The sequence below is a fragment of the Halomonas sp. 1513 genome (genome assembly GCA_001971685.1).
In the GTDB taxonomy this organism is placed as follows: domain Bacteria; phylum Pseudomonadota; class Gammaproteobacteria; order Pseudomonadales; family Halomonadaceae; genus Franzmannia.
In genome coordinates this window covers 3,288,368-3,311,019 of sequence record CP019326.1, presented here as the reverse complement: position 1 = coordinate 3,311,019, position 22,652 = coordinate 3,288,368, and the positions used below count along the sequence as shown (strand labels likewise).

The 22,652-nt window shown below is 66.7% G+C and carries 23 protein-coding genes; 9 read left to right on the top strand and 14 right to left on the bottom strand.

The genetic code is table 11. The annotated features are described in order from the left end of the window. Positions 1-26 precede the first annotated feature (26 nt). The 7 genes from BWR19_15015 to BWR19_14985 all read right to left on the bottom strand — a co-directional run bounded on the left by BWR19_15015 (position 27) and on the right by BWR19_14985 (position 5,538). Positions 27-797, bottom strand: coding sequence for a nickel transporter (locus BWR19_15015; protein ID APX94143.1), 771 nt, complete (start codon positions 795-797; stop codon positions 27-29). 145 nt (positions 798-942) lie between these two features. Next, positions 943-1,665 (bottom strand): amino acid ABC transporter permease, encoded by a 723-nt coding sequence (locus BWR19_15010; protein ID APX94142.1) that lies wholly within the window; start codon positions 1,663-1,665, stop codon positions 943-945. A gap of 1 nt (position 1,666) precedes the next feature. After that, positions 1,667-2,368 carry an ABC transporter gene (locus BWR19_15005; protein APX94141.1) on the bottom strand — a complete coding sequence of 234 codons (702 nt, stop codon included), beginning with the start codon at positions 2,366-2,368 and terminating at the stop codon, positions 1,667-1,669. A gap of 16 nt (positions 2,369-2,384) precedes the next feature. Next, positions 2,385-3,155: a histidine/lysine/arginine/ornithine ABC transporter ATP-binding protein gene (locus BWR19_15000; protein ID APX94140.1), complete on the bottom strand. Its 771-nt coding sequence runs from the start codon at positions 3,153-3,155 to the stop codon at positions 2,385-2,387. Between the two features lie 239 nt (positions 3,156-3,394). Then, complete coding sequence (locus BWR19_14995) at positions 3,395-4,396, bottom strand: succinylglutamate desuccinylase (protein ID APX94139.1); 1,002 nt, start codon at positions 4,394-4,396, stop codon at positions 3,395-3,397. Between the two features lie 123 nt (positions 4,397-4,519). Further along, entirely contained in the window at positions 4,520-5,074 is a 555-nt protein-coding gene (locus BWR19_14990) for a lipocalin (GenBank protein ID APX94138.1), read from the bottom strand. Positions 5,075-5,097: 23 nt separating this feature from the next. After that, on the bottom strand, positions 5,098-5,538 hold the full coding sequence (locus tag BWR19_14985) for a hemerythrin (protein ID APX94137.1): 441 nt from the start codon (positions 5,536-5,538) through the stop codon (positions 5,098-5,100). 232 nt (positions 5,539-5,770) lie between these two features. On the opposite strand from BWR19_14985, the gene BWR19_14980 reads away from it, so the two are divergent. Further along, positions 5,771-6,370: an NAD(P)H:quinone oxidoreductase, type IV gene (locus BWR19_14980; GenBank protein APX94136.1), complete on the top strand. Its 600-nt coding sequence runs from the start codon at positions 5,771-5,773 to the stop codon at positions 6,368-6,370. Between the two features lie 96 nt (positions 6,371-6,466). On the opposite strand, the gene BWR19_14975 is transcribed toward BWR19_14980, so the two are convergent. After that, a complete protein-coding gene (locus tag BWR19_14975) occupies positions 6,467-7,540 on the bottom strand; it encodes a tartrate dehydrogenase (protein ID APX94135.1) in 1,074 nt (357 codons plus the stop codon). Between the two features lie 15 nt (positions 7,541-7,555). Further along, entirely contained in the window at positions 7,556-8,440 is an 885-nt protein-coding gene (locus BWR19_14970) for an alpha/beta hydrolase (protein ID APX94134.1), read from the bottom strand. A 98-nt stretch (positions 8,441-8,538) separates the two neighbouring features. Between BWR19_14970 and BWR19_14965 the strand changes: the two genes are divergently transcribed. After that, on the top strand, positions 8,539-9,468 hold the full coding sequence (locus tag BWR19_14965; protein ID APX94133.1) for a LysR family transcriptional regulator: 930 nt from the start codon (positions 8,539-8,541) through the stop codon (positions 9,466-9,468). Between the two features lie 13 nt (positions 9,469-9,481). On the opposite strand, the gene BWR19_14960 is transcribed toward BWR19_14965, so the two are convergent. Together BWR19_14960 and BWR19_14955 are read right to left on the bottom strand one after the other, a co-directional pair. Continuing rightward, positions 9,482-10,423 (bottom strand): glycine/betaine ABC transporter, encoded by a 942-nt coding sequence (locus BWR19_14960; protein ID APX94132.1) that lies wholly within the window; start codon positions 10,421-10,423, stop codon positions 9,482-9,484. Positions 10,424-10,506: 83 nt separating this feature from the next. Beyond that, on the bottom strand, positions 10,507-11,688 hold the full coding sequence (locus tag BWR19_14955) for a gamma-butyrobetaine,2-oxoglutarate dioxygenase (protein APX94131.1): 1,182 nt from the start codon (positions 11,686-11,688) through the stop codon (positions 10,507-10,509). 150 nt (positions 11,689-11,838) lie between these two features. Between BWR19_14955 and BWR19_14950 the strand changes: the two genes are divergently transcribed. From BWR19_14950 to BWR19_14940, 3 genes are all read left to right on the top strand, one after another. Continuing rightward, positions 11,839-12,744, top strand: a complete 906-nt coding sequence (locus tag BWR19_14950; protein ID APX94130.1) for a LysR family transcriptional regulator — start codon at positions 11,839-11,841, stop codon at positions 12,742-12,744. Between the two features lie 87 nt (positions 12,745-12,831). Then, positions 12,832-13,581: a hypothetical protein gene (locus tag BWR19_14945; protein ID APX94129.1), complete on the top strand. Its 750-nt coding sequence runs from the start codon at positions 12,832-12,834 to the stop codon at positions 13,579-13,581. A gap of 68 nt (positions 13,582-13,649) precedes the next feature. Further along, positions 13,650-14,567: a hypothetical protein gene (locus BWR19_14940; GenBank protein APX94128.1), complete on the top strand. Its 918-nt coding sequence runs from the start codon at positions 13,650-13,652 to the stop codon at positions 14,565-14,567. Between the two features lie 54 nt (positions 14,568-14,621). On the opposite strand, the gene BWR19_14935 is transcribed toward BWR19_14940, so the two are convergent. From BWR19_14935 to BWR19_14925, 3 genes are read right to left on the bottom strand one after another with little or no spacing between them, the layout of a single operon-like run. Further along, the gene (locus BWR19_14935; GenBank protein APX94127.1) at positions 14,622-15,632 is read right to left on the bottom strand and encodes a low-specificity L-threonine aldolase; all 1,011 of its coding nucleotides are present in this window, start codon (positions 15,630-15,632) and stop codon (positions 14,622-14,624) included. Next, positions 15,613-16,476: a hypothetical protein gene (locus tag BWR19_14930; protein APX94126.1), complete on the bottom strand. Its 864-nt coding sequence runs from the start codon at positions 16,474-16,476 to the stop codon at positions 15,613-15,615. Before BWR19_14930 ends, BWR19_14935 begins: the two co-directional genes overlap by 20 nt. 4 nt (positions 16,477-16,480) lie before the next feature. Next, a complete protein-coding gene (locus BWR19_14925) occupies positions 16,481-18,052 on the bottom strand; it encodes a hydrolase (protein ID APX94125.1) in 1,572 nt (523 codons plus the stop codon). A gap of 205 nt (positions 18,053-18,257) precedes the next feature. Here BWR19_14925 and BWR19_14920 point away from each other — a divergent pair, with 205 nt between their 5' ends. The 4 genes from BWR19_14920 to BWR19_14905 all read left to right on the top strand — a co-directional run bounded on the left by BWR19_14920 (position 18,258) and on the right by BWR19_14905 (position 22,628). Continuing rightward, on the top strand, positions 18,258-19,403 hold the full coding sequence (locus BWR19_14920) for an ABC transporter ATP-binding protein (protein APX94124.1): 1,146 nt from the start codon (positions 18,258-18,260) through the stop codon (positions 19,401-19,403). Between the two features lie 17 nt (positions 19,404-19,420). Further along, positions 19,421-20,704: an ABC transporter substrate-binding protein gene (locus BWR19_14915; GenBank protein ID APX94123.1), complete on the top strand. Its 1,284-nt coding sequence runs from the start codon at positions 19,421-19,423 to the stop codon at positions 20,702-20,704. A gap of 192 nt (positions 20,705-20,896) precedes the next feature. Further along, positions 20,897-21,757, top strand: a complete 861-nt coding sequence (locus BWR19_14910; protein APX94122.1) for an ABC transporter permease — start codon at positions 20,897-20,899, stop codon at positions 21,755-21,757. Between the two features lie 28 nt (positions 21,758-21,785). Beyond that, positions 21,786-22,628: an ABC transporter permease gene (locus BWR19_14905; GenBank protein APX94121.1), complete on the top strand. Its 843-nt coding sequence runs from the start codon at positions 21,786-21,788 to the stop codon at positions 22,626-22,628. Positions 22,629-22,652: the final 24 nt, after the last annotated feature.

Sequence of the window (22,652 nt, the reverse complement as noted above, 5' to 3'; positions counted from 1 at the left end):
GGCGCAGCCGGGAGCGCAGGACGGGATTACTCGTCGTCGCCGAAGTAGCGCTCGTAGATCTCGTCGTAGGTGCCGTCGTCTTGCAGCGTCGCCAGGGCCTCGTTGAAGCGCTCGGCGAGTGCCTCGTCACGCTGGCGGAAGGCGATGCCGAAGCCGTCGCCGAAGTACTCCTTGGGCTCGGTGATCATCTCGCCGACCACCTTGTAGTCGCGGCTTTCGCTGTCGAGCAGGGTCGACTTGCCTACCGGATAGTCGAGGAACACGATATCCAGGCGGCCGGCCTGCATGTCCAGCACCATGTCGTCGGCGGTGGAGTAGCGGCTGACGTTTGCTACGCTGCCGAACATGTCGGTGGCGAAGTTGTCCTGCAGGGTGCCGCGCTGCACGCCGATGGTCTTGCCGTCGAGGCTCTCCTCGGTGGCGTCGTCGAGCTCGCTGTCGGCCGGGGCGAACCAGGCCGACGGCGGGGTGAAGTAGGGGTCGGAGAACAGCACCGTCTGGCGGCGCTCGTCGTTGATGGTCATCGACGACATGATGGCGTCATAGTTGCGCGACATCAGGCCGGGGATGATGCCGTCCCACTCCTGCACGATCCACTCACAGGTGATGCCTATCTCCTCGCACAGGGCGTTACCCAGGTCGATATCGAAACCGGTCAGTTCGCCGTCCGGGGTGCGGTACTCCATCGGCTCGTAGGGCACGTCGACGCCGAAGCGCACGTGATCGTAGTCGCGGGCCTGGGCGGTCCCGGCGACCATGGCGGCGCCGAGAATCGTGATGGTGAGCAGCTTTTTCATGATGCATGTCCCTGTTGTTGTCGGGGGTCACCCAAGGGTGAGAACCCGGCTACATTAGCGCAGCTTGCGACTGGCCGGAAGAGGGAAAGTGGCCTTGCCAGGCCAGTTTCCCAACGCGTGTTTGACGGCGGGTATCGGCCCATCGTCATGCCGGCCTGAGATGCGCCAGCAGCCGTTTCTCGAGGAAACGGAAGAAGTAGAGGATGGCGAAGGTCAGGCACAGGTAGATCGCCGCCACGAACAGGAAGGCCTCGAACGGCGCGTAGAAGCGCGCGTAGACGAAGCGTGCCGCCCCGGTCAGGTCCATCAGCGTGACCACGCTGGCGATGGCGCTGGCATGCAGCATGAAGATCACCTCGTTGCCGTAGGCCGGCAGGGCGCGGCGAAAGGCGCTGGGCAGCACGATGCGGCGCATGGTCAGGGCATTGGACATGCCGTAGGCGCGGGCCGCCTCGATCTCACCGCGCGAGGTGGCCTTGATCGCGCCGCGAAAGATCTCGGTGGTGTAGGCCGCGGTGTTGAGGGTGAAGGCGATCAGTGCCGGGTAGAAGGCCTCGCGCAGCAGCGGCCAGAAGATCGTCTCCTGGATGCCGTCGACGAACACCACCCCGTAGTAAATGATGTAGAGCTGGATCAGCAGCGGGGTGCCGCGGAACACATAGGTGTAGGCGTAGATCGGCAGGCTGATCCAGCGGTGGCGCGAGCTGCGGCCGATGGCCAGCGGCACGGCCAGTATCAGGCCGGCGAGCAGCGACAGGAACACCAGCTGGGTGGTGGTCACCAGGCCGTCCCAGTAGTAGCCCAGGGTCCGCGGGGTGAAGATCAGGTTGCCGTCGAGCAGGTCGGTGAACCAGGTCATGAGTTCCATGTCAGTGCCCTCCGAAGCCGACGTTGTAGCGCTTCTGCAGCCGTGCGAAGAGCCACTCCGAGACGCTGGCGATCAGCAGATAGATGGCCGCAACTGGCAGCAGAAAGGTAAAGGGCTCATGGGTGGCGCGGGAGGCCTCGGCGGCCACCCGAACCATATCCGAGAGGCCGATCACCGAGACCAGCGCGGTGGTCTTGAGCAGTACCATCCAGTTGTTGGAGAGGCCCGGCAGGGCGTGGCGCATCATCAGCGGAAAGCGGATGCGCCGGAACACCAGCCAGTCGCTCATGCCGTAGGCCTTGCCGGCCTCGATCTGGCCCTCGTCGACGGCCAGGAAGGCGCCGCGGAAGGTTTCACCCATGTAGGCGCCGAAGATGAAACCGATGGTGATCACCCCGGCGGCAAAGGCGTTGAGATTGATGTACCAGTCCACCCCGAAGCGGTCGTAGAGGGCGTCGGTCGCCACGTTTAGCGCCATCTGGCCGCCGAAGAACAGCAGCATCATCAGCACCAGATCGGGTACGCCACGGATCACCGTGGTGTAGAGGGTGGCGATCTTGTGCAGCGACCAGCTGCGCGACATCTTGGCGCTGGCGGTGAGCAGGCCCAGCACGATGGCCAGGATCAGCGACAGCAGCGCCAGTGACAGGGTGACCCCGGCGCCTTCGATCAGTCGCGGGCCGTAGCCTTGCAGATCAAGCATGGTGAGTCTCCCGCGGTCAGTACTTGGGCGCCAGGAACTGCTGGAGGCGCGGCGAACTTGGGTTGGCCAGCACATCCTGGGGCGGGCCGGCCTCTTCGACCAGGCCCTGGTGCAGGTAGATCACCTGGCTGGAGACATCCCGGGCGAAGCTCATCTCGTGGGTGACCACCACCATGGTCCGGCCTTCGGCGGCCAGGTCGCGCATCACCTTGAGCACGTCGCCGACCAGCTCCGGGTCGAGCGCCGAGGTGGGTTCGTCGAACAGCATCACCTCCGGCTCCATGGCCAGGGCCCGGGCGATCGCACCGCGCTGCTGCTGGCCACCTGACATCTGGGCCGGGTAGGCGTTGGCACGCGCCGTGAGGCCGACCCGCTCGAGCAGCGCCTGGGCCTGCTCGATGGCCTCTTTCTTGGGCTTGCCGAGCACGTGAACCGGCGCCTCGATGATGTTCTCGAGCAGCGTCATGTGCGCCCACAGGTTGAAGCTCTGGAAGACCATCGACAGCTTGGCGCGCATGCGCACCACCTGCTTCCAGTCGGCCGGCTCGCGGCCGCGCCGGGTCTGCTTGAAGCGGATCTCTTCGCCGTGCATCAGCAGGTCGCCCTCGTCGGGCTGCTCGAGCAGGTTCATGCAGCGTAGAAAGGTGCTCTTGCCGGAGCCGGAGGCGCCGATCAGGGTGATGACGTCTCCCTTGTGGGCTTGTAGCGAGAGGCCTTTGAGTACCTCGGTGTCGCCAAAACGCTTCTTGATGTTGCGCGCTTCGAGGGGCATTGGCGTTGCGGCCATGATAATTAGCTCCATGACATGGGCTGAGGGCGGGCCCTGGTTCAGCGTGGGTAACGTGAGCGTGGCTGGCGCGAAAAGGGGGCGATTCTAACAGGCCAGCGCGGTGCGGACAGGGTCGAACTCGGGGAGCTGGGTTAGACGTTGGTCTAGGGTGTTGTGGGGAGGTTGCATCGTAAATCTCCAAGCTGTTGTTGTAATGTGGAAAATCATCTTGCCTAAAGGTGAAATGTCGCGCCTATCTACTGATCGGTAGGCCCCGGTGCTGCTGCAGTTGCCTTGACCAGCAGCGCCGCGCGGGCGCCCAGCTCGACCTCGGCGTTGGGGAAGACCACCGCCAGCGGTTGCTCTCCGACGACGCAGTCGCCGGCCTCGGCGTCACGGGCCAGGCAGGTGCCCGGGGGAAATTCAGTGAAGTTGGCCACGTCGTCGGCGAAGCACAGCCGGAACTCCTCGGCGTGGCGCATCAGCTCCTGCTCGACGCGGAAGAAGGCCAAGCGCAGCGGGTCGCCGCGCGGCGGCTCGCGCCCTTCCAGCAGCGCTTCGAGGAGGTGGCGCAGCGGGCGCAGGGCGGCCATGTCATTGTCGCCGAAGGGCGCGACCCGGCCCAGCTCGAGGGTGAAGGCCTGGGCGCCGTGGTAGTGCTTCGAGTAGTGCGAGAAGGTCCAACTATGCTGGTGCTGGTGGAGCACCGCCTGCATCTCGGCGGCGGCTAGCCACTGCCACTGCTCGGCGGCGGTAGGCGAGTCGGCAAACGGCTCGACGACGAAGCGCGGATAGCGGCTGTCGCGGATCGCGGTGTGCATATCGTAATGCAGCCGTGGCAGCTCGGCGTGGCGCTGGTAAAAGTCATCGACGCTGGCCATCAGCGTGCGTGCTCGCTCGGGCTCGTCGCCCTCGAGGGCCAGGTCGCGGCGAAACAGCCGGTTGAGATTGGTGGTGATGAAGCGCGTTGAGTGGCGGATCGCCGGGATATTGCCCAGCAGTATCAGCAGCGGCGCGCCGAGTGTCAGCTTGCCTGCCTCGAGGCATGACAGCAGCTCACCGACTAGCTCGATGGGGGCGGTTTCGTTGCCGTGGATGCCGGCGGAGATCACGCAGGCGACGGCGTCGCGGCTCTGTGTCTTCGGGGTCAGCTCGAGAATGCCAGCGGCGTGGCAGCGATAGCTACCTGACGCCAGGCGACCCTCGCGGGCGCCGCTGGCGTTGCCGTCCAGGGTCAGGTCGAGCCAGTCGTTCAGCATGCCGTGATCTCGCGTCGTGTGGCCAGAGTGTGCCCCACCATCCAAGTCACTGCCCACGGCGGCAAGCGGTCACGTCGAGCTGGTGAAAAAGCCGGGTGCCAGAATGAAAACCCCGGCGCTTCCTCAACGAGCGGGGCAGGCCTCGCCTTGCTCGACTTCGATCAATTCGTCGACGGCAAAGTCGAGCTCTTCGGCGGTGTCGCGCAGCCGCCGGTAGGTGGCGTCGTCGAGCTCGGGGTCGCGGGCCAGGATCCACAGGTAGTCGCGGTTGGGGCCGGCGACCAGGGCGTACTGGTAGTCATCGTCGAGCTCGAGGATGTTGTAGCCGCCGAAGAAGGGGCCGAAGAAGCTCACCTTGAGTCGACCGACGTCCTCCTCGCCGATGAAGTAGGCGCGCCCCTCGGCCTCGTCCCACGCCTGATCCTCGAGGTTGTAGCCGCGGTTGATGACGCGCACGCCGTCATCGTCGCGCAGCGAGTAGTCGGCGGTCACGCAGTCCAGCCCGCGCTCGAAGGAGTGGTCGAGGCGCGCGATCTCGTACCACTGGCCGAGATAGCGCTCGAGTTCGAAGCCGGTCACCGGCTGGGTGCCGCTGGGGATGCCGGTGCAGCCCGCCACGAGCAGTGCCGTGGCGGCGGGCAGCGCGATGACGTGCCGGCGAGGCACCCGGTTGCGCATGCCGGTGCGAGTGCTCGGTTGCCTCATGCCTGGCGCAGCCGTGCCATTTCCCGGCGGTAGTCGTCGGCCAGGTCGGTCTTTTGCTGCGCTTGCAGGCCGCGGCCTGCCAGCTGGAACACCTCGTGCTCCTCCTCGTCGAGGTGGTGGGTCACCAGGTGCTGCAGCGACTTGGCGTGGGTCAGCCAGGCGGGAGAGTCGAATTCGGTGGCGTCCAGGGTCTCGATCAGCTCGTCGATCTCATGGTGCTCGGCCACACTGTGGCGCGCCTTCTCCTGGGTCAGATCGATGGCCATCATCGGAATGTACAGCGCACGCTCCTCGGCGGCAGCGTGATGCGTCAACTCGGCGCGTACCTGGCGATAGAGGTCGCGGCGCGCTTGAGTATCGCCGTGGGTGGCCACCAGCTGATCGAGCAGGTCGCGCTGAATGTCATGATCGTGGCGCAGGGCTTCGAAGATCGTCACGGTAAGGCTCCTTGCGTGGGGGCGAGTGTTGCGGCGATGAGGCCATCGCAGCGATTCCGTCTCTTGCGGCTTGCGGGGCAGCACAGCTGATGACAGCGGTTTGTCGGTGGGGTTCCCAGCCCGAGATGAGTCGATAAAATCGCACCGAGCTGTCGAAATCATTCGCTTTTTCTCATTCACGGCTGCGCTATCGTAGCGCCATACATCAACCGACGATGAGAGGATGACCGCAATGACCAAGGTACTGGTGCTTTACTACTCCATGTATGGCCACATCGACACCATGGCCAAGGCCGTGGCCGAAGGCGCCGCCAAGGTGGCGGGCGTCGAGGTGACCGTCAAGCGCGTGCCGGAAACCATGAGCGCCGAGGCGCTGGCCAACGCCGGCGGCAGGCAGGACTACGACACCCCGGAAGCGTCTCCCGCCGAACTGGCCGACTATGACGCGGTGATCTTCGGCACGCCGACGCGTTTTGGCAACATGGCCGGCCAGCTGCGCACCTTCCTCGACCAGACCGGCGGCCTGTGGGCCAAGGGTGCGCTGCGCGGCAAGGTGGCCAGCGTGTTCACCTCGACCGGCACCGGCGGCGGCGACGAGATGACCATCACCTCGACCTGGACCACCCTGGCTCACCACGGCATGGTGATCGTGCCGATCGGCTACGGTATCGAGGAGCAGTTCGATATTTCCAAGGTCAGCGGTGGCACCCCCTACGGCGCCGCCACCATCGCCGGCGGCGACGGCTCGCGCCAACCCGACGAGCGCGAGCTGAAGATCGCCCGCTTCCAGGGCGAGCACGTGGCCGGCATCGCCGCCAAGCTCAAGGGTTGATCCAGGCCCCCGCAGCGAACCTGAAAGGCGAAAATGCACAGCCCCCACCGGCGTTGACCGGTGGGGGCTGTCTGGTGCTGGGGTTGGCGTGCAGCCTTAGCCGGCGATCTTCTCGGCGATGGCGCGACCCAGGCTCTCGGTGGTGCCCTGGCCGCCGACGTCCGGCGTCAGCACGCTCTGATCACCGCTGGCGAGCACCGCTTCGATGGCCTTGAGCATGGCGTCGCCGGCCTCCTGATGGCCGAGATGCTCGAGCATCATGGCGCCTGACCAGATCTGGCCGATGGGGTTGGCGATGCCCTTGCCGGCGATATCCGGGGCGCTGCCGTGGACCGGCTCGAACAGGCTGGGGAACTTGCCCTCGGGGTTGATGTTGGCCGAGGGGGCGATGCCGATGGTGCCGGTGCAGGCCGGGCCGAGGTCGGAGAGGATGTCGCCGAACAGGTTGCTGCCCACCACCACGTCGAACCAGTCCGGGTGCAGCACGAAGTTGGCGGTGAGGATATCGATGTGGAACTTGTCCATGGCGATCTCCGGGTAGCCCTTGGCCATGGCCTCCACGCGCTCGTCCCAGTAGGGCATGGTGATCGAGATGCCGTTGGACTTGGTGGCCGAGGTGAGCTTCTTCCGCGGCCGGGTCTGGGCCAGGTCGAAGGCGTACTTAAGAACCCGGTCGATGCCGGTGCGGGTCATCACGGTGTCCTGGATCACCACTTCGCGGTCGGTGCCCTCGAACATCTTGCCGCCGACGCTGGAGTACTCGCCCTCGGTGTTTTCGCGCACCACGTAGAAGTCGATATCGCCGGGCTGGCGGCCGGCCAGCGGACTCTTGATGCCGGGCATCAGCTTGCACGGGCGCAGGTTGATGTACTGGTCGAACTGGCGGCGGAACTGCAGCAGCGAGCCCCACAGCGAGATATGGTCGGGCACCTTCTCCGGCCAGCCCACCGCGCCGTAGAACAGCGCATCGAAGTCCTTGAGCTGTTCGAACCAGTCGTCGGGCAGCATCTTGCCGTGCTCGAGGTAGTAGTCGCAGCTGCCGAACTCGAAAGTCTGGCAGTCGAGGTCGATATTGAAGCGCTTGGCGGCGGCTTCGAGGGCGCGCAGGCCTTCGGGAATCACTTCGGTGCCGATGCCGTCACCGGCGATCACGGCGATACGATGGGTCATGGTCGGGTCCTCGGGTCAGTGGTTGGGAGTCATGAAGCGCAGGAGGCGCTCGAGCAGTGCTTGCGGCGCCTCCTCGGGGATGTAGTGGCCGCAGGGTAGGGCCTCGCCCTCGACCTTCTCTGCCACGGCGCGCCACTCCGCCAGCGGGTCGAAGCAGCGTTCGATGATGCCGTGCTTGCCCCACAGAACGCTGACCGGGCAAGTGATGCGCCGCCCGGCCTCGCGGTCGGCGCGATCGTGCTCCAGGTCGATGCCGTTGCTGGCGCGGTAGTCCTCGCACAGGGCGTGGGCCGCACCGGGCTGGGCCAGGCAGCGCTGGTACTCGGCGATGGCCGCGGGGTCGAAGGCTTCCAGGCTGGCGTGGCGCCCGCCCATGGTGCGGGTGATGTAGTCGGCCGGCGAGGCCTCGATCAGGGTTTCCGGCAGCGGCGCCGGCTGAATCAGGAAGAACCAGTGGAAGTAGGCCGTGGCGAAGGTGCGGTCGGTCTGTTCGTACATGGCCAGGGTCGGGGCGATGTCGAGTAGCATCAGCTTTTCCACCGCCTCCGGGTGATCCATGACCAGGCGGTGAGCCACGCGGCCGCCGCGGTCGTGGCCGCAGAGGTAGAAGCGCTCGAAGCCAAGCTCGCGCATCACCGCCAACTGATCGTCGGCCATGGCGCGCTTGCTGTAGTTGGCATGGTCGGGTTCGCCGGGCGGCTTCGACGAGTCGCCGTAGCCGCGCAGGTCGGTGGCAACCACCGTATAGTGCTCGGCCAGGGCATCGGCGACGCGGTGCCAGATGACGTGAGTCTGGGGATGGCCGTGCAGCAGTAGCAGGGCGGGACCGCTGCCGCCGATCCTGGCGTGGATCGTGTTGGCGCCCACCGAGATATCGACGTGGCGAAAGCCTTGGAACATGGTGTGTCTCCGGTTACCTGAGCCTAGTCTAGTCCCTATTTGGTTTTCGATAATCAGGGTAAACTTCAAGGTATTGTTGAAAATAAGTGGAGAGTGGCGTGTCGCAGCTCGACGATCTGGCGTTCTTTCAGCACCTGGCCCGGGCCGGGAGCCTGACCGCCACCGCGCGTGACCTGGGGCTGTCGCTGTCGGCGGTGAGCAAGCGCCTCAAGCAGCTCGAGGCGCGGGTCGGCGTGGCACTGGCCCATCGCACCACCCGGCGTCTGACGTTGACCGCCGAGGGTGAACTCTACCTGTCCCGCGGCGTGTTGATTCTCGACGAGCTGGAAGCGCTGGAAGGCGAGCTGCTGGAGTCGCGTGGCGAGGGTGGCCAAGGCCCGCTCGCCGGGCGACTGCGGGTCAACGCCACGTTCGGCTTCGGGCGTCGTCACGTGGCGCCGCTGCTGTCGGCCTTCTGCTGCGAGCACCCGCGGCTCGAGGGCTGGCTGGAACTGACCAACTTTCCCCTCAACCTCGGCGATCACGGCTTCGATGTCGGCATCCGCGTCGGCGAGCCTCCCGATTCGCGGCTGGTGGCGCGGCGGATCCTCGCCAATCGCCGCGTGCTGTGCGCCGCGCCCGGCTACGCAGCGAGCATGCCAAGGCTCGACTCGCCCGCCGACCTGGCTCGCCACCCCTGCCTGGTGATCCGCGAGAACGACAGCGACTTTCCGCTATGGCGCTTCGAGTGCCCTGATAGCGACGAGACCCAGGCGGTCAAGGTGGACGGGCGGCTGGCCAGCAATGACGGTGAGGTGATCACCCGGCTGGCGCTGGACGGTCACGGGGTGATGCTGCGTTCGTGGTGGGATGTCCACGATCATCTGGCCAGCGGCGCGCTGGTGGCGCTGCTACCTGAGTGGCGTGGCGTGCGCGCGGACTTCTACGCGGTGTACGAGCAGCGCCGGCAGGTGCCGGCGCGGATTCGCGCCTTCATCGAACATCTCGAAGGCGAGATGGCCGGCCGGGTGCCGGCCCAGGGGAACTGAATGTAGAGGCTGGTCAGAGCTCGAGGGCCTCAGCGACCTGAGGCCAGGCCGGCTCGCCGTGGCGGTCGCTGACGTTGGCCAACATCGCCTCGACGCGCTCGGCGTTGTCGCGGATCCACTCGGCGGCCACCTCGCTGAGGTCGCGCTCCTGCTGGCCATACTCCTGGATCATCCAGCTCTGCTCCTCGGCGCTGAAGGTGAAGGCCTCGAAGAAGCCGACCAGCTCGGCGTTGGCCTCGGCGTAGTCGCTGCGCATCAGGGTCAGCACGTCGCTCTCGCCGTTGTTCTCGCCGAACAGGTCCTGCGGGTCGTCGAGGTAGCGCATCGGCAGCTCGAGGTTCATCCAGTGCGGCGTCCAGCCGACCCAGACGATCGCCTCCTCGCGGGAGATGGCGTCCTGGGCGGCGCTGAGCATGCCGACCTCGCTGGTATCGACCAGGCGCCAGTCGCCGAGCCCCCAGGTGTCGTCATCGATCGCGGCCTCGAGGATCTCGCTGGCCGCCGAGCCGGCGCCGAAGCCGTGGATCTGACCGTTGAACAGCTCGCGGTTGGCGTCGAGGTCGGCGAAGCTCTGGATGCCCTGCTCATAGAGGTACTCGGGTACCGCCAGGGTCATCTGGGCGCCGTCGACGTTGTTGGCCACCGCGCGCAGGCGATCATCGGCCTCGCGGGGCGTGAACATGTCACGCTGGGCGGGCATCCAGCCGCCCAGGAAGACATCGATGTCGCCGCTGTCGATGCCCTGGTAGACCACCTGCAGGCCCAGCTCATGGGTGCGTGTCGCATAGCCGAGCGGGCCCAGCAGCTGCTCGGCGATCTCGGTCTTGACGGTGATGCCGGGCCAGGCGGGTACGCCGAAGTCGAGGGTGGCGTCGTCGCCGTGAGCGGGCAGCGCCAGGCCGGCCAGCAGGCCGCATGCCAGCAGCGCGCGCGGGGAGGTCAGGGGGGCAGTCATGGAGTCTCTCCTGTTGTGATGGTGGGTCGACGCCGCCGGCGTATGTGCGTTGTCGTGGCCGGCGGCAGCATGAGGGAGCGGCGTTAGCGGTGACGCGCCAGCACGCGCAGCCGCGATTCGAGCATGTCGCGGTCGAGGTAGGTGCCCTGCAGGTGACGGGCGCCGGTGTTGGGATCGAAGGCGCGCCGGCCGTGCAGCACGCGGCGGTTGTCGAAGGCCACCATCTCGCCCGGCGCCAGGGCGAAGTCGAGCTGGTAGCGCGGCGAGTGGAGCAGCGTCCAGAAGTGGTGATAGGCGCGGTACCAGGCGGTCATCTGCTCGGCGGGCAGGCGCAGGGTGTCGCGGATCCAGTTGTTGAAACGCACCTCTACCACCCGGCCGCTGGCGTCGCATTCGATGATCGGGGCGCGCACGGCGATATCCTGGGTCTCGTCCTGGAAACGAAAGTCGATGGCCAGCTCGCTGAGCAGGCGGAAGTGCTCGGGCGACTGCTGGCGCAGCGCCTCGGCGACCTGGAAGCCGTCGGCGAACAGCGATTCACCGCCCTCGGCCTCGTTCTGCAGGCAGTAGAGCAGCTGGATATCCGGCGGCTGGCGCCAGTTGGGCAGGTCGGTGTGCAGCGCCAGGCCGATGGCGGTGTAGGCGGCGTTGTTGGGATTGGGCTTGGAGCGCACGTCGAAGCGCGCACCGAAGTTGGTGGGCCGCTGGGGGCCGATGCGCTCGGCGATGCGGCTGACTTCCTCGTCGGCCTGGGGGCCGCCGTCGAGCAGCACCAGGCCATCGCGCAGCAGCGCCTCGAGCCAGGCGGCTTCGCCGCGGGGCGAGAAGAAGTCGGGGTGGGCGACGCGGGTCGGAATGAACGCCTCGCGCCAGGCCTGGCGCGCGGGCAGTGCGCTCTCGTCCGCTGCCCCGGGGCGGCGCTGATAGAGCCAGCCTGCGGCGAACCGGCTGAGATGGCCGTCGGCCCAGCGCAGCCCCAGGTGGCCGCCCTCGAGACTCACTTCGGCGCACTCGGGCACCTCATCGAGGGGTGCGATCAACCGCTCACGGGTCTGAGGGTGACGGCACGCCTCGCAGGGGCAGTGGTCGCGCAGCCAGAGCAGCGGCAGGCTGGCGCGCTGGCCATCCTCCCAGGTCAGCTCGACACGCGCGTCGCTGGCGCTTGCCTCACGCAGCAGCGGGGTGGCGGGGTAGGGCATCAGCTCGGCCATGGGCGGTGCGGCAAGCTCGTCTGGCCGTTCAGGCGCCCGCTGCGCGGTGAGCATATCGGGTCGAGAGGAAGGGCTGTTGAGCATGAAAGTGTCTCTCCGCGCTGCTGATGTGAATAACGGACATCAGGGTGGAGGCTGGCCGAGGGCGTGACAAACGATTAATCTGGCCCCTTTGGCCAAGCTGAGCTTATAGCGGACTTTCTCATGAGCGACTTACCGCCACTGCTGTGGCTGCAGGCCTTCGAGGCGGCGGCCCGCACGCTGAGTTTTACCGCCGCCGGTCGTGAGCTGGGCGTGACCCAAGCGGCGATCAGCCAGCGCATCCGGCTGCTCGAGGACCGCCTGGGCCACAAGCTGTTCGTGCGGCATCCGCGCAGCCTGAGCCTGACGCCAGCCGGCCGGGCATGGCTGCCGAGCATCAACGATGCCTTCACCCGGCTCGGTGAGGGCACCGCCGAGGTATTTGGTAGTGCTGCGGACCACTCGGTGACGCTGCGCACCACGCCGGTGATCCAGCAGAACTGGCTGGCACCGCGGCTGCCGCGTGTGCAGCGCGAACATCCGCTGATCGCGATACGGCTGGTAAGCGCCATCTGGCAGGACGACTTCGGGCCCGAAGGGGCCGATATCGAGATTCGCTATGGGCACGGCGATTGGTCGGGCGTGGAGGCGCTGTCGCTGGGCGCCGAGTGGCTGGTGCCGGTCTGTGCAGCGCCGCTGGCGGCGCAGCTCAAGACGCCGCAGGATCTTGCCGGCCATACCCTGCTGCACGCGCTGGGCTTCGGCGTGGGCTGGTCGGCGTGGTTGGAGAGCGCCGGCGTGGCGGGGTTGGAGACCCGCTGTCGTGCCCTGAGCTGTGACAACCAGGTGATGACGCTGGCCCTGGCCAGTCAAGGGGCCGGCATTGCCCTGGCGCATCGGCGGTTACTGGCCGAGCGCCACGACCTGGCCACGCCGCTGGGCCATGCCCTGGCCAGCGACGAGCGCTTTTGGCTGGTGCGGCCCAGCCGCCGCGAGGTCAGCGAGGACGCCGAGTGGCTGTGGCGCTGGCTGGCCGCTGAGCGTGACCTGGATGATGCCGGGGCCTCTTCTAGCCCCGCCGTATCTTGATGACCACGGGTATACTGTATGGGCTGATACACAACCAGGCACCATCCCCTCGCACAATCATCATCAACTGGGTGAATCATGAATGAGTTGAACGAACAGGCTGCCGGCCTGCTGGAAGCGGTGTTGAACGGCGGGCCGCGGCTATCGGCGCTGCCCGACAGCTGTCGCCCGCGTGACGCCGAGCAGGCCTATCGGATACAGCAGCGACTCGTCGAGCGGCTCGGCGGTCGAGGCGGCTGGAAAGTGGGGGCGGCGAGCCCCGAGTCGGCGCCCCACTACGCCGCGCTACCCGCAAGGCTGCTGCATGAAGGGCATGTCGAACGACGACTCGCCGACTTTACCGTGGGGGCCATCGAGGCCGAGGTGGCCTTCCGGCTGAAGCATGACCTGCCAGCGCGGGATAGCGCCTACTCGCGTGACGAGGTATTGGCTGCGGTCGCCTCGGCCCACGCCGCCATCGAGCTCGTCGATTCGCGTTTTCTCGACTGGCCGAGCGGTGTCGACAAGCTCTCGCAGCTAGCCGACCTGCAGAACTGCGGTTGCCTGGTGGTGGGCGACGGCGCAGCGGATTGGCAGTCGCTCTCGCTCGAGCGCATCGAGGTGGCGCTGACGATCGGCGGGCGGATGGCGGTGAACACCCAGGGCGGCAACCCGGCGGGGGATCCGGCGGCACTGCTGGTGTGGCTGGCCAATGCCTTGCCGCAAACCGGGCAGTCACTGCGCGCCGGGGAGATTGTCACCTGCGGTTCCTACACCGGCAAGATCGTGGCCGAGCAGCCGGTTGACGTGGAGGCCGTGTTTACAGGAATCGGGCGGGCGACCCTTCGGCTGACCTGATCCTGCCGACACTGCGGCGGGAAAGTGCCTCGTCACCGGGCCTCATAATCACAACAAGGAGACGCTACATGAGTACGCAAATCGCTTTTCTGGGCACCGGCCTGATGGGCGGGCCGATGGCCACCAACCTTCTCAAGGCGGGGTTCTCGGTCACGGTGTGGAACCGTACCCGCAGCAAGGCAGAGGCGCTCGAGGCGCATGGGGCGGTGGTGGTCGACACCCCCGTCGAGGCGGTCGAGAACGCCGACTACATCCTCTCGATACTCGACAGTGGGCCGGTCGTACGTGAGGTCTTCTTCGACTCCGGGGCCACCCAGCGGATGAAGCGTGGCGCGGTGTTTATCGACATGGCGTCGATTCCCCCCTCGATGGCCCGCGAGCATGCCGAGCGACTCGCCGAGATCGGCGTCGCCCATCTCGATGCCCCGGTCTCCGGCGGCAGCCTGGGTGCGGCCGAGGCATCGCTGGCGATCATGGCCGGCGGCGACAAGGCTGCCTTCGAGCGCGCGGAAGCGGACGGCATCTTCAAGCCGATGGGGCGGACCACCCATGTGGGACCGGCCGGCTCCGGGCAGCTGGTCAAGCTCTCCAACCAGGTGATGGTGGCGGTGAATATCACCGGCGTGGCCCAGGCCATGCTGCTGGCGTCGGCGGGCGGTGCCGACCCGGCGCAGATCCCGGTGGCCCTGGCCGGAGGCCATGGCGACAGCAGGGTGCTGCAGGAACACGGCCAGCGAATGCTCGACCGGCGCTTCATTCCCGGCGCGCCGTTGCGTAATTTCATCAAGGATATCGATACCTGCCTGGCCGAGGCGAAAGCACTCGGCATGTCGCTGCCGGTGCTGGAGAAAGCCGCCGAGTACTATCGCGAGCTCTACGACGAGGGCAAGACCCAATGGGATCACAGCGCCTGGCTGCTGGCGCTAGAGCGCCACAGCGACGGCGTGCGCATGGGTGAGGCACCGGACGTCGGGCCTGATGATTGATACCGGCGTGTCGCGACGTTTGCTATACGACGCCGTCAATGACCGCCAGCGCGCTCAACCGTGCTGTTGGAAATACTCGCCGAAGGCATCGATCACCGCGTCGATATCGGCGTCGCTGATATCGCGATGGACCACGAAGCGGGTGGCGTAGAGCAGCTCGGCGAGGATGCCGCGCGCCTTGAGATGGGCGACCAGCGGCTGGCGATGGGCGTCCGGGAAGTGCGCAAAGAGCATGTTGGTGGCAACTGAGCTTACCTCCACACCGGGCAGCGCCGCGATGGCCTCGCCGAGCCGTGCCGCCTTGGCGTGGTCGAGGGCCAGGTCAGCGACGTGATGCTCCAGGGCGTGGTGGCAGGCGGCGGCCAGCAGGCCTGACTGGCGCATGCCGCCGCCGAGTACCTTGCGCCAGTGCAGCGCCTCGTCGATCAGCGGCTGCGGGCCTGCCAGCACCGATCCCACCGGCGCGCCTAACCCCTTGGAGAAGCACAGCGAGACGCTGTCGAAGGGCGCACACAGCGTGGCCAGCGGCGTGTCGCTGGCCACCGCGGCGTTGAACAGCCGCGCGCCGTCGAGGTGGGTGGCCAGGCCGTGCTCGCGGGCCAGGTCGGTGGCCGCCTGCACGTAGTCGGGGTCGAGCACCTTGCCACCGATGGTGTTCTCCAGCGCCAGCAGCCGGGTGCGGGCGAAGTGGAAGTCGCGGGGCTTGATGGCGGCGCGGATCTTGTCCAGCGGCAGCGAGCCGTCGGCGGCGTTCTCCAGCGGCTGGGGCTGGATGCTGCCGAACACCGCGGCACCGCCGCCTTCGTACTTGTAGGTGTGAGCCAGCTGGCCGGCGATGTACTCATCGCCGCGCTGGCAGTGCGCCAGCAGCGCGGCCAGGTTGCTCTGAGTGCCGGAGGGAAAGAACAGCGCCGCGGCCTTGCCGGCGCGCGCGGCGACGGCCTCCTCGAAGCGCTTCACGCTGGGGTCGTCGCCCCATACGTCGTCGCCCACCGGGGCCTCGGCCATGGCGGCGAGCATCGCCGGGGTGGGGCGGGTCACGGTATCACTGCGCAGATCGATCATCGCGTTCCTCATGGGGTTGACGGTGACGGTGCTCGACGGCGTCGTGCTCGGCCGGCAGGCGCGTCAGCGGATCCTGACGAAAATAGCGTACCAGCAGTGCGTACAGCGAGGGGTAGGCCTGGTCGAGCACGTCCGGGGCGCTGAAGAAGTATTCGCAGCATACCGCATAGCACTCGCCGGGGTGACTCGCCGCATAGTCGTCGATGGGCGTCTCTTCGCCGCGTTCGAGGCGCGCCTGCAGGTCGTCCCACACCGCGCTGAACAGGCGATGCCATTCGCGCGGGTCCATGTCCCGGGGCAGCGGCGGAAAGCCGTCGATATCGCTGGCGTTGCCCATGTCGAGCTTGTGGGCGAACTCATGGATCAGCACGTTGAAACCGCTCCACTCGCCGCTCTCCATCAGGTCGGGAAATGCCACCACCACCGGGCCCTGGTAGGAGGTCTCGCCGGCGCGTTCGTCAACGTACTCGTGCATCACGCCGAACTCGTCCATCTCCTCGACCTGGCGCTGGAAGGCCTCGGGCAGCACCAGCACCTCGTGGACGTTGGCGAAGGCCTCGGCGTGCTCGTCGTCGTTCCAGCCCAGGGTCAGCAGGCAGGCCTGGGCGGCCAGCGCCAGCCGCGCCGGAAGGTCGAAATCGGTGGTCGCGGCGAGCTCGGGGTGCAGGGTCAGGCGCTTGGCGTGGGCGAAGCGCCAGGCGCGCTGAGCGAGGCGGCTGGCGTCGTCGGCATCGAGCGCAGCGAGCAGCGGGATACGCGCCCGGGCCTCGGCCCAGGCGTCGTCGGGGAACGGGTGGCGCTGCTCGAACTGCCTGCTGCGCCAGCGCTTGAGACGCCCCAGCATGGCCTCAGTTGTCCTCGAGGTTGGCGCCGGACTTCCACGACCAGTCGCGCCAGCGCAGGTCGAACAGATCCTTGCGGCGATCCTTGAGGTTGGTCACCGAGCCTTCGCTGCGCACCACGGTGAGGCGCGTCAGGTCGAGATCCGAGAACATGATCATCTCGGTATTGGGGGTGGTCTCGGCGAGCACCGCGTCGTGGGGGAAGGCGAAGTCCGAGGGCGAGAACACCGACGACTGGGCGTACTGGATGTCGAGGTTCTCGATCGACGGCACGTTGCCGACGCTGCCGCACAGCACCACGTAGCACTCGTTCTCGATGGCGCGGGCCTGGGCGCAGTGGCGCACCCGCAGGTAGCCGTTCTTGGTGTCGGTCCAGAACGGCACGAACAGGATGTCCATGTCCTGATCGGCGAGCAGGCGCGAGAGCTCGGGAAACTCGACGTCGTAGCAGATCTGGATGCCCACGCGGCCGGCGTCGGTGTCGAACACGCGCAGGTCGTCGCCGCCCTCGATCACCCAGTCGCGACGCTCCTGAGGAGTGATGTGCAGCTTGGCCTGGCGCTCCAGGGTGCCGTCGCGGTGGCACAGGTAGGCGATGTTGTAGAGCTTGCCATCCTCGGCCTCCTCGATCATCGAGCCGGCCACGATATTGATGTTGTAGGACACCGCCATGCGCGACAGCTCGGTCTTGAAGCGCTCGGTAAAGCCCGACAGGAAGCGGATCGCGGCCAATTGGTCGCGCTGGGCGGCGCGGTCCTGCAGGCCCATCAGCGGCGCGTTGAACAGCTCGGGGAAGACCGCGAAGTCGCTCTGGTAGCCGGACAGCGCGTCGACGAAGTACTCGATCTGCTGGAGCACCGTCTCCACCGAGTCGAACTCGCGCATCTGCCACTGCACCGCGCCCACCCGAACCTGGGTCTTGCGGCTCTCGAGTACGCGCTCGGCGGGCTCATAGAGGATGTTGTTCCACTCCAGCAGGGTGGCGAAGCCCTGGGACTTCTCGTCCTCCGGCAGGTACTTGCGCAGCAGGCGCTTGACCAGGAAGTCGTTGGCCAGTTGGAAGGAGAGGATCGGGTCGTGGATCTCCTTGCGCGACACCTTCTCGATGTACTCGGTCGGCGAGAGCTCGTCGGCGTGCTGGTGGTACTCGGGAATACGACCGCCGGCGAGGATGGCGCGCAGGTTCATCGAGCGGCACAGCTCCTTGCGCGCTTCATACAGGCGCCGGCCCAGGCGGTAGCCGCGGTAGTCCGGGTCGATCAGCACATCGAGACCGTACATGGCGTCGCCGTCGGGCTGGTTGAGGATGACCTCGCGGTGGCCGATCAGGTCGTCGTACTGGTGCGGGTTGGAGAACTCGTCGTAGTCCACCAGTGCGGTAAGCGCCACGCCGACGATGGTCTGGTCGTCCTCGATGACGATCTGGCCGTCGGGAAACTCGCTGACCAGCTTGTCGATGGTCAGCTTGGGCCAGGCGCCGCCGATATCGTCATAGACCTTGTCCATCAGCGACTTGAGCTGGGGGTAGTCGTCCGCGGTCAGGTTGCGCAGGTTGAGGTGCAGATCGTCGAGGGACATGGGCAGCGAATTCCTGAACGAAAAAAAGAGCCTGAATTCTAGCACGCACCGACCCCGGCGTCGGTCATCCAGCGGTCATCGCAGTGTCAGGCAACGGTCATGATGCGCGAGGATAATCCGTTGATGACAAGTCGAGGCCAGCGACTACGCTAGTTTTCATGGGAGACGTTATGTTCCTTCGCCGCCATCTGACTGCGGGCACGCCATGACCACCAATAACAATCATCAGCGCATCCGTCTCGAGGCGGTCAGCAAGCGCTGGGACGACACCACCGCGGTGGACGCCATCTCGTTCGACGTCACGCCGGGCCAGTTCGTGATCCTGCTTGGCCCCTCGGGCTGCGGCAAGTCCACCACGCTGCGCATGATCGCCGGCCTCGAGCAGGCCACGCAAGGGCGCATCGCCATCGGCGATCGCGACGTGACCTTCCTGCCGCCGGGGGACCGCGGCCTGAGCATGGTGTTCCAGTCCTACGCGCTGTTCCCCCACCTCAGCGTGGCCGACAACATCGTGTTCGGCCTGCGCAGCCGCAAGGTGCCCAAGGCCGAGCGCCGCGAGCGCCTGGCCCGAGTCGCCGAGCTGGTCGATCTCGAGGCCTATCTCGAGCGCAAGCCGGCCCAGCTCTCCGGCGGCCAGCGCCAGCGGGTGGCGCTGGCGCGCTCGATCATCTCCGAACATCCCATCTGCCTGATGGATGAGCCGCTCTCCAACCTCGATGCCCGCCTGCGCGGCGAGATGCGTCGTGAGATCAAGTCGCTCCAGGCGCGCCTGGGCATGACGGTGATCTACGTCACCCACGACCAGGTCGAGGCGATGAGCATGGGCGACCGGGTGATCCTGATGCAGAACGGCCGCATCGTGCAGGACGGCTCGCCCGCCGAGCTCTACAACCGCCCGGCCAGCGCCTTCGCGGCGAGTTTTATCGGCAGCCCGGCAATGAACCTGGTGCAACTGACGGCAAGTGACAGCGCCGCGGTCATCGACGGCGAGTCTGCGGTAGCGGTGGCGCCTGCCGCCGCTGCGGGCGGCCAGCTGGGCATTCGTCCCGAGGATATCGAGGTGCTTCCCAGCGACGCCAGCGGCGTGCCCGCCGAGGTGATCGACGAGGAGTACCTTGGCGCCGACACCATCCTCCAGCTCGGCGTAGGTAGCCAGCGGCTGCGTGCGCGGCTGCCTGGCAAGCGGCCGATGCCGCCCGGTACCCGCTGCCGGCTGGCCTGGGCGCCGAGTGCGGCGCATCTGTTCGCCGCCGACGGGCTGCGTCGTGACGATCTCACCGCCGTGGCATTTGCCGCGAATCCCGGCACGACTGACCCGTTAACCTCTCACTCGCGAGCGTCTCACCCGTGAACTACAGGAGCCATCCCATGCGTGCACGTCTCTCTTTTCCCCTGACGGCGCTGGCCGCCGCCGTGCTTAGCGCCAGCCCGGCGCTGGCCGACGATCCCGTCGAGCTGACCATGTACTATCCCATCGCGGTGGGTGGGGCGCTGACCGACGTCATCGACGAGCTGGTCGACGAGTTCGAGGCCGAGCACCCGACTATCAGCGTCGATGCGATCTACGCCGGCAACTACGACGACACCCGGGTGCGCGCCATGTCGGCCATCGAGGCCGGCGATGCGCCGCAGCTCTCGGTGCTGTTCTCCATCGACCTCTATGAGCTGCTCGAGCAGGACGCCATCGTCGCCTTCGACGACCTGCTCGAGAGCGACGCGGAGCGCGAGTGGCTCGACAGCTTCTACCCGGGGCTGATGGAGAACGGCCAGGTGGATGGCCAGACCTACGGCATCCCCTTCCAGCGCTCGACCATCGTGCTGTACTGGAACAAGGACGCCTTCGAGGCCGCCGGCCTCGACCCCGAGACGCCGCCGGAAACCTGGGACGACATGGCCGAGATGGCCGCCGCGGTGCGCGAGGCCTCCGGCGGCGACCAGTGGGGCGTGATGGTGCCCTCCACCGGCTACCCCTACTGGATGTTCCAGGCCTTCGCCTTCCAGAACGGCCATCGGCTGATGAGCGACGACGGCACCGAGGTCTATTTCGACGATCCCGCCGCCGTCGAGGCGCTGGAGTACTGGGTATCGCTGTCCCAGGAGCACGAGGCAATGCCCGACGGCACCATCGAGTGGGGCACCCTGCGCCAGAACTTCATCGAGCAGTCCACGGCGATGATGTGGCACACCACCGGCAACCTCACCGCGGTGCGCAACGAGGCCGACTTCGAGTTCGGCGTGGCCATGCTGCCGATGAAGACCCAGCGCGGCAGCCCAACCGGTGGCGGCAACTTCTACATCTTCAACGACACCACCGAGGAGGAGCAGCGCGCCGCCATGACCTTCATCCGCTGGATGACCGATCCCGAGCGCGCCGCGGCCTGGTCGATCGAGACCGGCTACATGGGCGTCAGCCCGGACGCCTACGAGACCGAGCTGCTGCGCGACTACGTCGAGACCTTTGCCCCGGCGGCGGTGGCCCGCGACCAGCTCGAGCACGGCACCGCCGAGCTCTCCACCTACCAGGGCGGGCGCGTGCGCCGGGCGCTGGACAACGCCGTGCAGGCGGCGCTGACCGGGCAGATGACGCCGGCTGAAGCACTGGCCCAGGCCCAGCGCGAAGCCGATGGTGTGCTGCGGCGCTACGCGCGCTAAAGGGGAGGGACTGCTAGTCGGAGCAACCGCCAGTCGACCACTGTGACCGGCGGCAAGGGCAGCGAGCAGGTTCGACGCCATGGATGGCGTCGGTAGCGTCCAGGGAAGGATTGACAGCGCCTGCTCAACGCCCTTGCCCCGGATCAGACCCAGACAGGATATGTCATCGTGATCCAGAGTTCTCACCGACGCATGCAGCTCTACGGCGCCCTGCTGCTGTTGCCCGCGGCGGTGCTGCTGGCGACCTTCGCCTATCTACCGACGATCGCCACGCTGATCAATAGCCTGTTCCTGCCCGGCTTTCGCGGTGAGCCCGCCGAGTTCGTCGGCCTCGAGAACTACCAGCTGTTGATCGACGACACCACCTTCTGGCGGGTGGCACGCAACAACCTGATCTATGCGCTGGGCACCATTCCCACCTCGATTGCTATTGCCCTGGGCATGGCGCTGTTCGTCAACGCCCGGCTGCCGGGCCGCGGCTTCGTGCGCATGGCCTATTTCACGCCGACCATCCTGCCGATGATCGCCGCGGCGAATATCTGGATGTTCTTCTACGCGCCGCAGATCGGCCTGTTCAACAAGCTGCTCGGCGCCTTTGGGTTGTCCGGGGTCAACTGGCTGGGCGACCCCAGCGTGGCGCTGACCTCGGTGATCGTGATGACCGTCTGGAAGGAGGCCGGGTTCTTCATGATCTTCTACCTGGCGGCGCTGCAGAGCATTCCGCCGGAGCTCAAGGAGGCCTCGGACCTGGAGGGCACCAGCCGCTGGAGCTTCTTCTGGCGGGTGACCTTCCCGCTGCTGATGCCGACCACGCTGTTCGTGCTGATCAATGCGCTGATCAACGCCGTGCGGGTGGTGGATCACCTGTTCATCCTCACCAAGGGCGGCCCCAACAACGCCACCAACCTGCTGCTCTACTACGTCTACGAGAACGCCTTCTCGTTCTTCGACCGCACCTACGCCGCCACCATCACGGTGGTGATCCTGCTGGTATTGGGGGTAGTGGCCACGGTGAAATTCGCCATCCTCGACCGACGGACCCACTACCAATGAGCGTGTCACCACTGCAAGGGGCGAGCGCATGAGCCAAGCCACTCTCTCTATTGCCAGAGGACTGGCGCTGCGCGTGCCGAGCCTCGAGACCACCGCCGCCTGGCTGCTGGCGATCATCTGGATCTTTCCGCTGGTCTACGCGGTGTGGGCGGCCTTTCATCCACCGGCGTTCATGGTGCGCTTCGACCTGTTCGCGCCGCTGACCCTGGACAACTTCGCCAACGCCTGGGCCCAGGCGCCGTTCGCGCGCTACTACCTCAACACCTTCCTGCTGGTCACCGGGGTGGTGCTGGCGCAGTTCGTGGTGTGTACCCTGGCCGGCTTCGCCTTCGCGCGCTTCCCGATTCCCGGCAAGGACCTGCTGTTCATGCTGGTGCTGATCCAGCTGTTCGTGTTCCCCGAGGTGCTGATCGTCGAGAACTACCGTATCGCCAGTTCATTGGGGCTGGTCGATACCATCACCGGCATCGGGCTGCCCTACGTGGCCAGCGCCTTCGGCATCTTCCTGCTGCGCCAGACCTTCAAGACCATTCCCCGCGAGCTGGAGGATGCCGCCCGCATCGAGGGCTGCGGCTGGCTGGCGATCCTGCTCAAGGTCTATGTGCCGCTGGCCAAGCCCACCTACCTGGCCTATGGCCTAGTGTCGATCAGCCACCACTGGAACAATTTCCTGTGGCCGCTGGTGGTCACCAACTCGGTGGAGAGCCGCCCGCTGACCGTCGGGCTGGGGGTGTTCTCGGCCCCGGAGACCGGCGTCAACTGGGCCACCGTCAGCGCCGCCACCCTGCTCAGCATCGCCCCGCTGCTGATCGCCTTCCTGCTCTTCCAGCGCCAGTTCGTGCAGTCGTTCCTCAGGGCGGGGATACGCTGAAATCGCATGGCTCTTGCTGGCAAG

What these genes read in the sequence shown, in the direction of transcription:
- BWR19_15015 (APX94143.1), bottom strand. Translation starts at nt 797, where the DNA reads ATGAAAAAGCTGCTCACCATCACGATTCTCGGCGCCGCCATGGTCGCC.
- BWR19_15010 (APX94142.1), bottom strand. Translation starts at nt 1,665, where the DNA reads ATGGAACTCATGACCTGGTTCACCGACCTGCTCGACGGCAACCTGATC.
- BWR19_15005 (APX94141.1), bottom strand. Translation starts at nt 2,368, where the DNA reads ATGCTTGATCTGCAAGGCTACGGCCCGCGACTGATCGAAGGCGCCGGG.
- BWR19_15000 (APX94140.1), bottom strand. Translation starts at nt 3,155, where the DNA reads ATGGCCGCAACGCCAATGCCCCTCGAAGCGCGCAACATCAAGAAGCGT.
- BWR19_14995 (APX94139.1), bottom strand. Translation starts at nt 4,396, where the DNA reads ATGCTGAACGACTGGCTCGACCTGACCCTGGACGGCAACGCCAGCGGC.
- BWR19_14990 (APX94138.1), bottom strand. Translation starts at nt 5,074, where the DNA reads ATGCGCAACCGGGTGCCTCGCCGGCACGTCATCGCGCTGCCCGCCGCC.
- BWR19_14980 (APX94136.1), top strand. Translation starts at nt 5,771, where the DNA reads ATGACCAAGGTACTGGTGCTTTACTACTCCATGTATGGCCACATCGAC.
- BWR19_14975 (APX94135.1), bottom strand. Translation starts at nt 7,540, where the DNA reads ATGACCCATCGTATCGCCGTGATCGCCGGTGACGGCATCGGCACCGAA.
- BWR19_14970 (APX94134.1), bottom strand. Translation starts at nt 8,440, where the DNA reads ATGTTCCAAGGCTTTCGCCACGTCGATATCTCGGTGGGCGCCAACACG.
- BWR19_14960 (APX94132.1), bottom strand. Translation starts at nt 10,423, where the DNA reads ATGACTGCCCCCCTGACCTCCCCGCGCGCGCTGCTGGCATGCGGCCTG.
- BWR19_14955 (APX94131.1), bottom strand. Translation starts at nt 11,688, where the DNA reads ATGCTCACCGCGCAGCGGGCGCCTGAACGGCCAGACGAGCTTGCCGCA.
- BWR19_14950 (APX94130.1), top strand. Translation starts at nt 11,839, where the DNA reads ATGAGCGACTTACCGCCACTGCTGTGGCTGCAGGCCTTCGAGGCGGCG.
- BWR19_14940 (APX94128.1), top strand. Translation starts at nt 13,650, where the DNA reads ATGAGTACGCAAATCGCTTTTCTGGGCACCGGCCTGATGGGCGGGCCG.
- BWR19_14935 (APX94127.1), bottom strand. Translation starts at nt 15,632, where the DNA reads ATGATCGATCTGCGCAGTGATACCGTGACCCGCCCCACCCCGGCGATG.
- BWR19_14930 (APX94126.1), bottom strand. Translation starts at nt 16,476, where the DNA reads ATGCTGGGGCGTCTCAAGCGCTGGCGCAGCAGGCAGTTCGAGCAGCGC.
- BWR19_14925 (APX94125.1), bottom strand. Translation starts at nt 18,052, where the DNA reads ATGTCCCTCGACGATCTGCACCTCAACCTGCGCAACCTGACCGCGGAC.
- BWR19_14920 (APX94124.1), top strand. Translation starts at nt 18,258, where the DNA reads ATGACCACCAATAACAATCATCAGCGCATCCGTCTCGAGGCGGTCAGC.
- BWR19_14915 (APX94123.1), top strand. Translation starts at nt 19,421, where the DNA reads ATGCGTGCACGTCTCTCTTTTCCCCTGACGGCGCTGGCCGCCGCCGTG.
- BWR19_14910 (APX94122.1), top strand. Translation starts at nt 20,897, where the DNA reads ATGCAGCTCTACGGCGCCCTGCTGCTGTTGCCCGCGGCGGTGCTGCTG.
- BWR19_14905 (APX94121.1), top strand. Translation starts at nt 21,786, where the DNA reads ATGAGCCAAGCCACTCTCTCTATTGCCAGAGGACTGGCGCTGCGCGTG.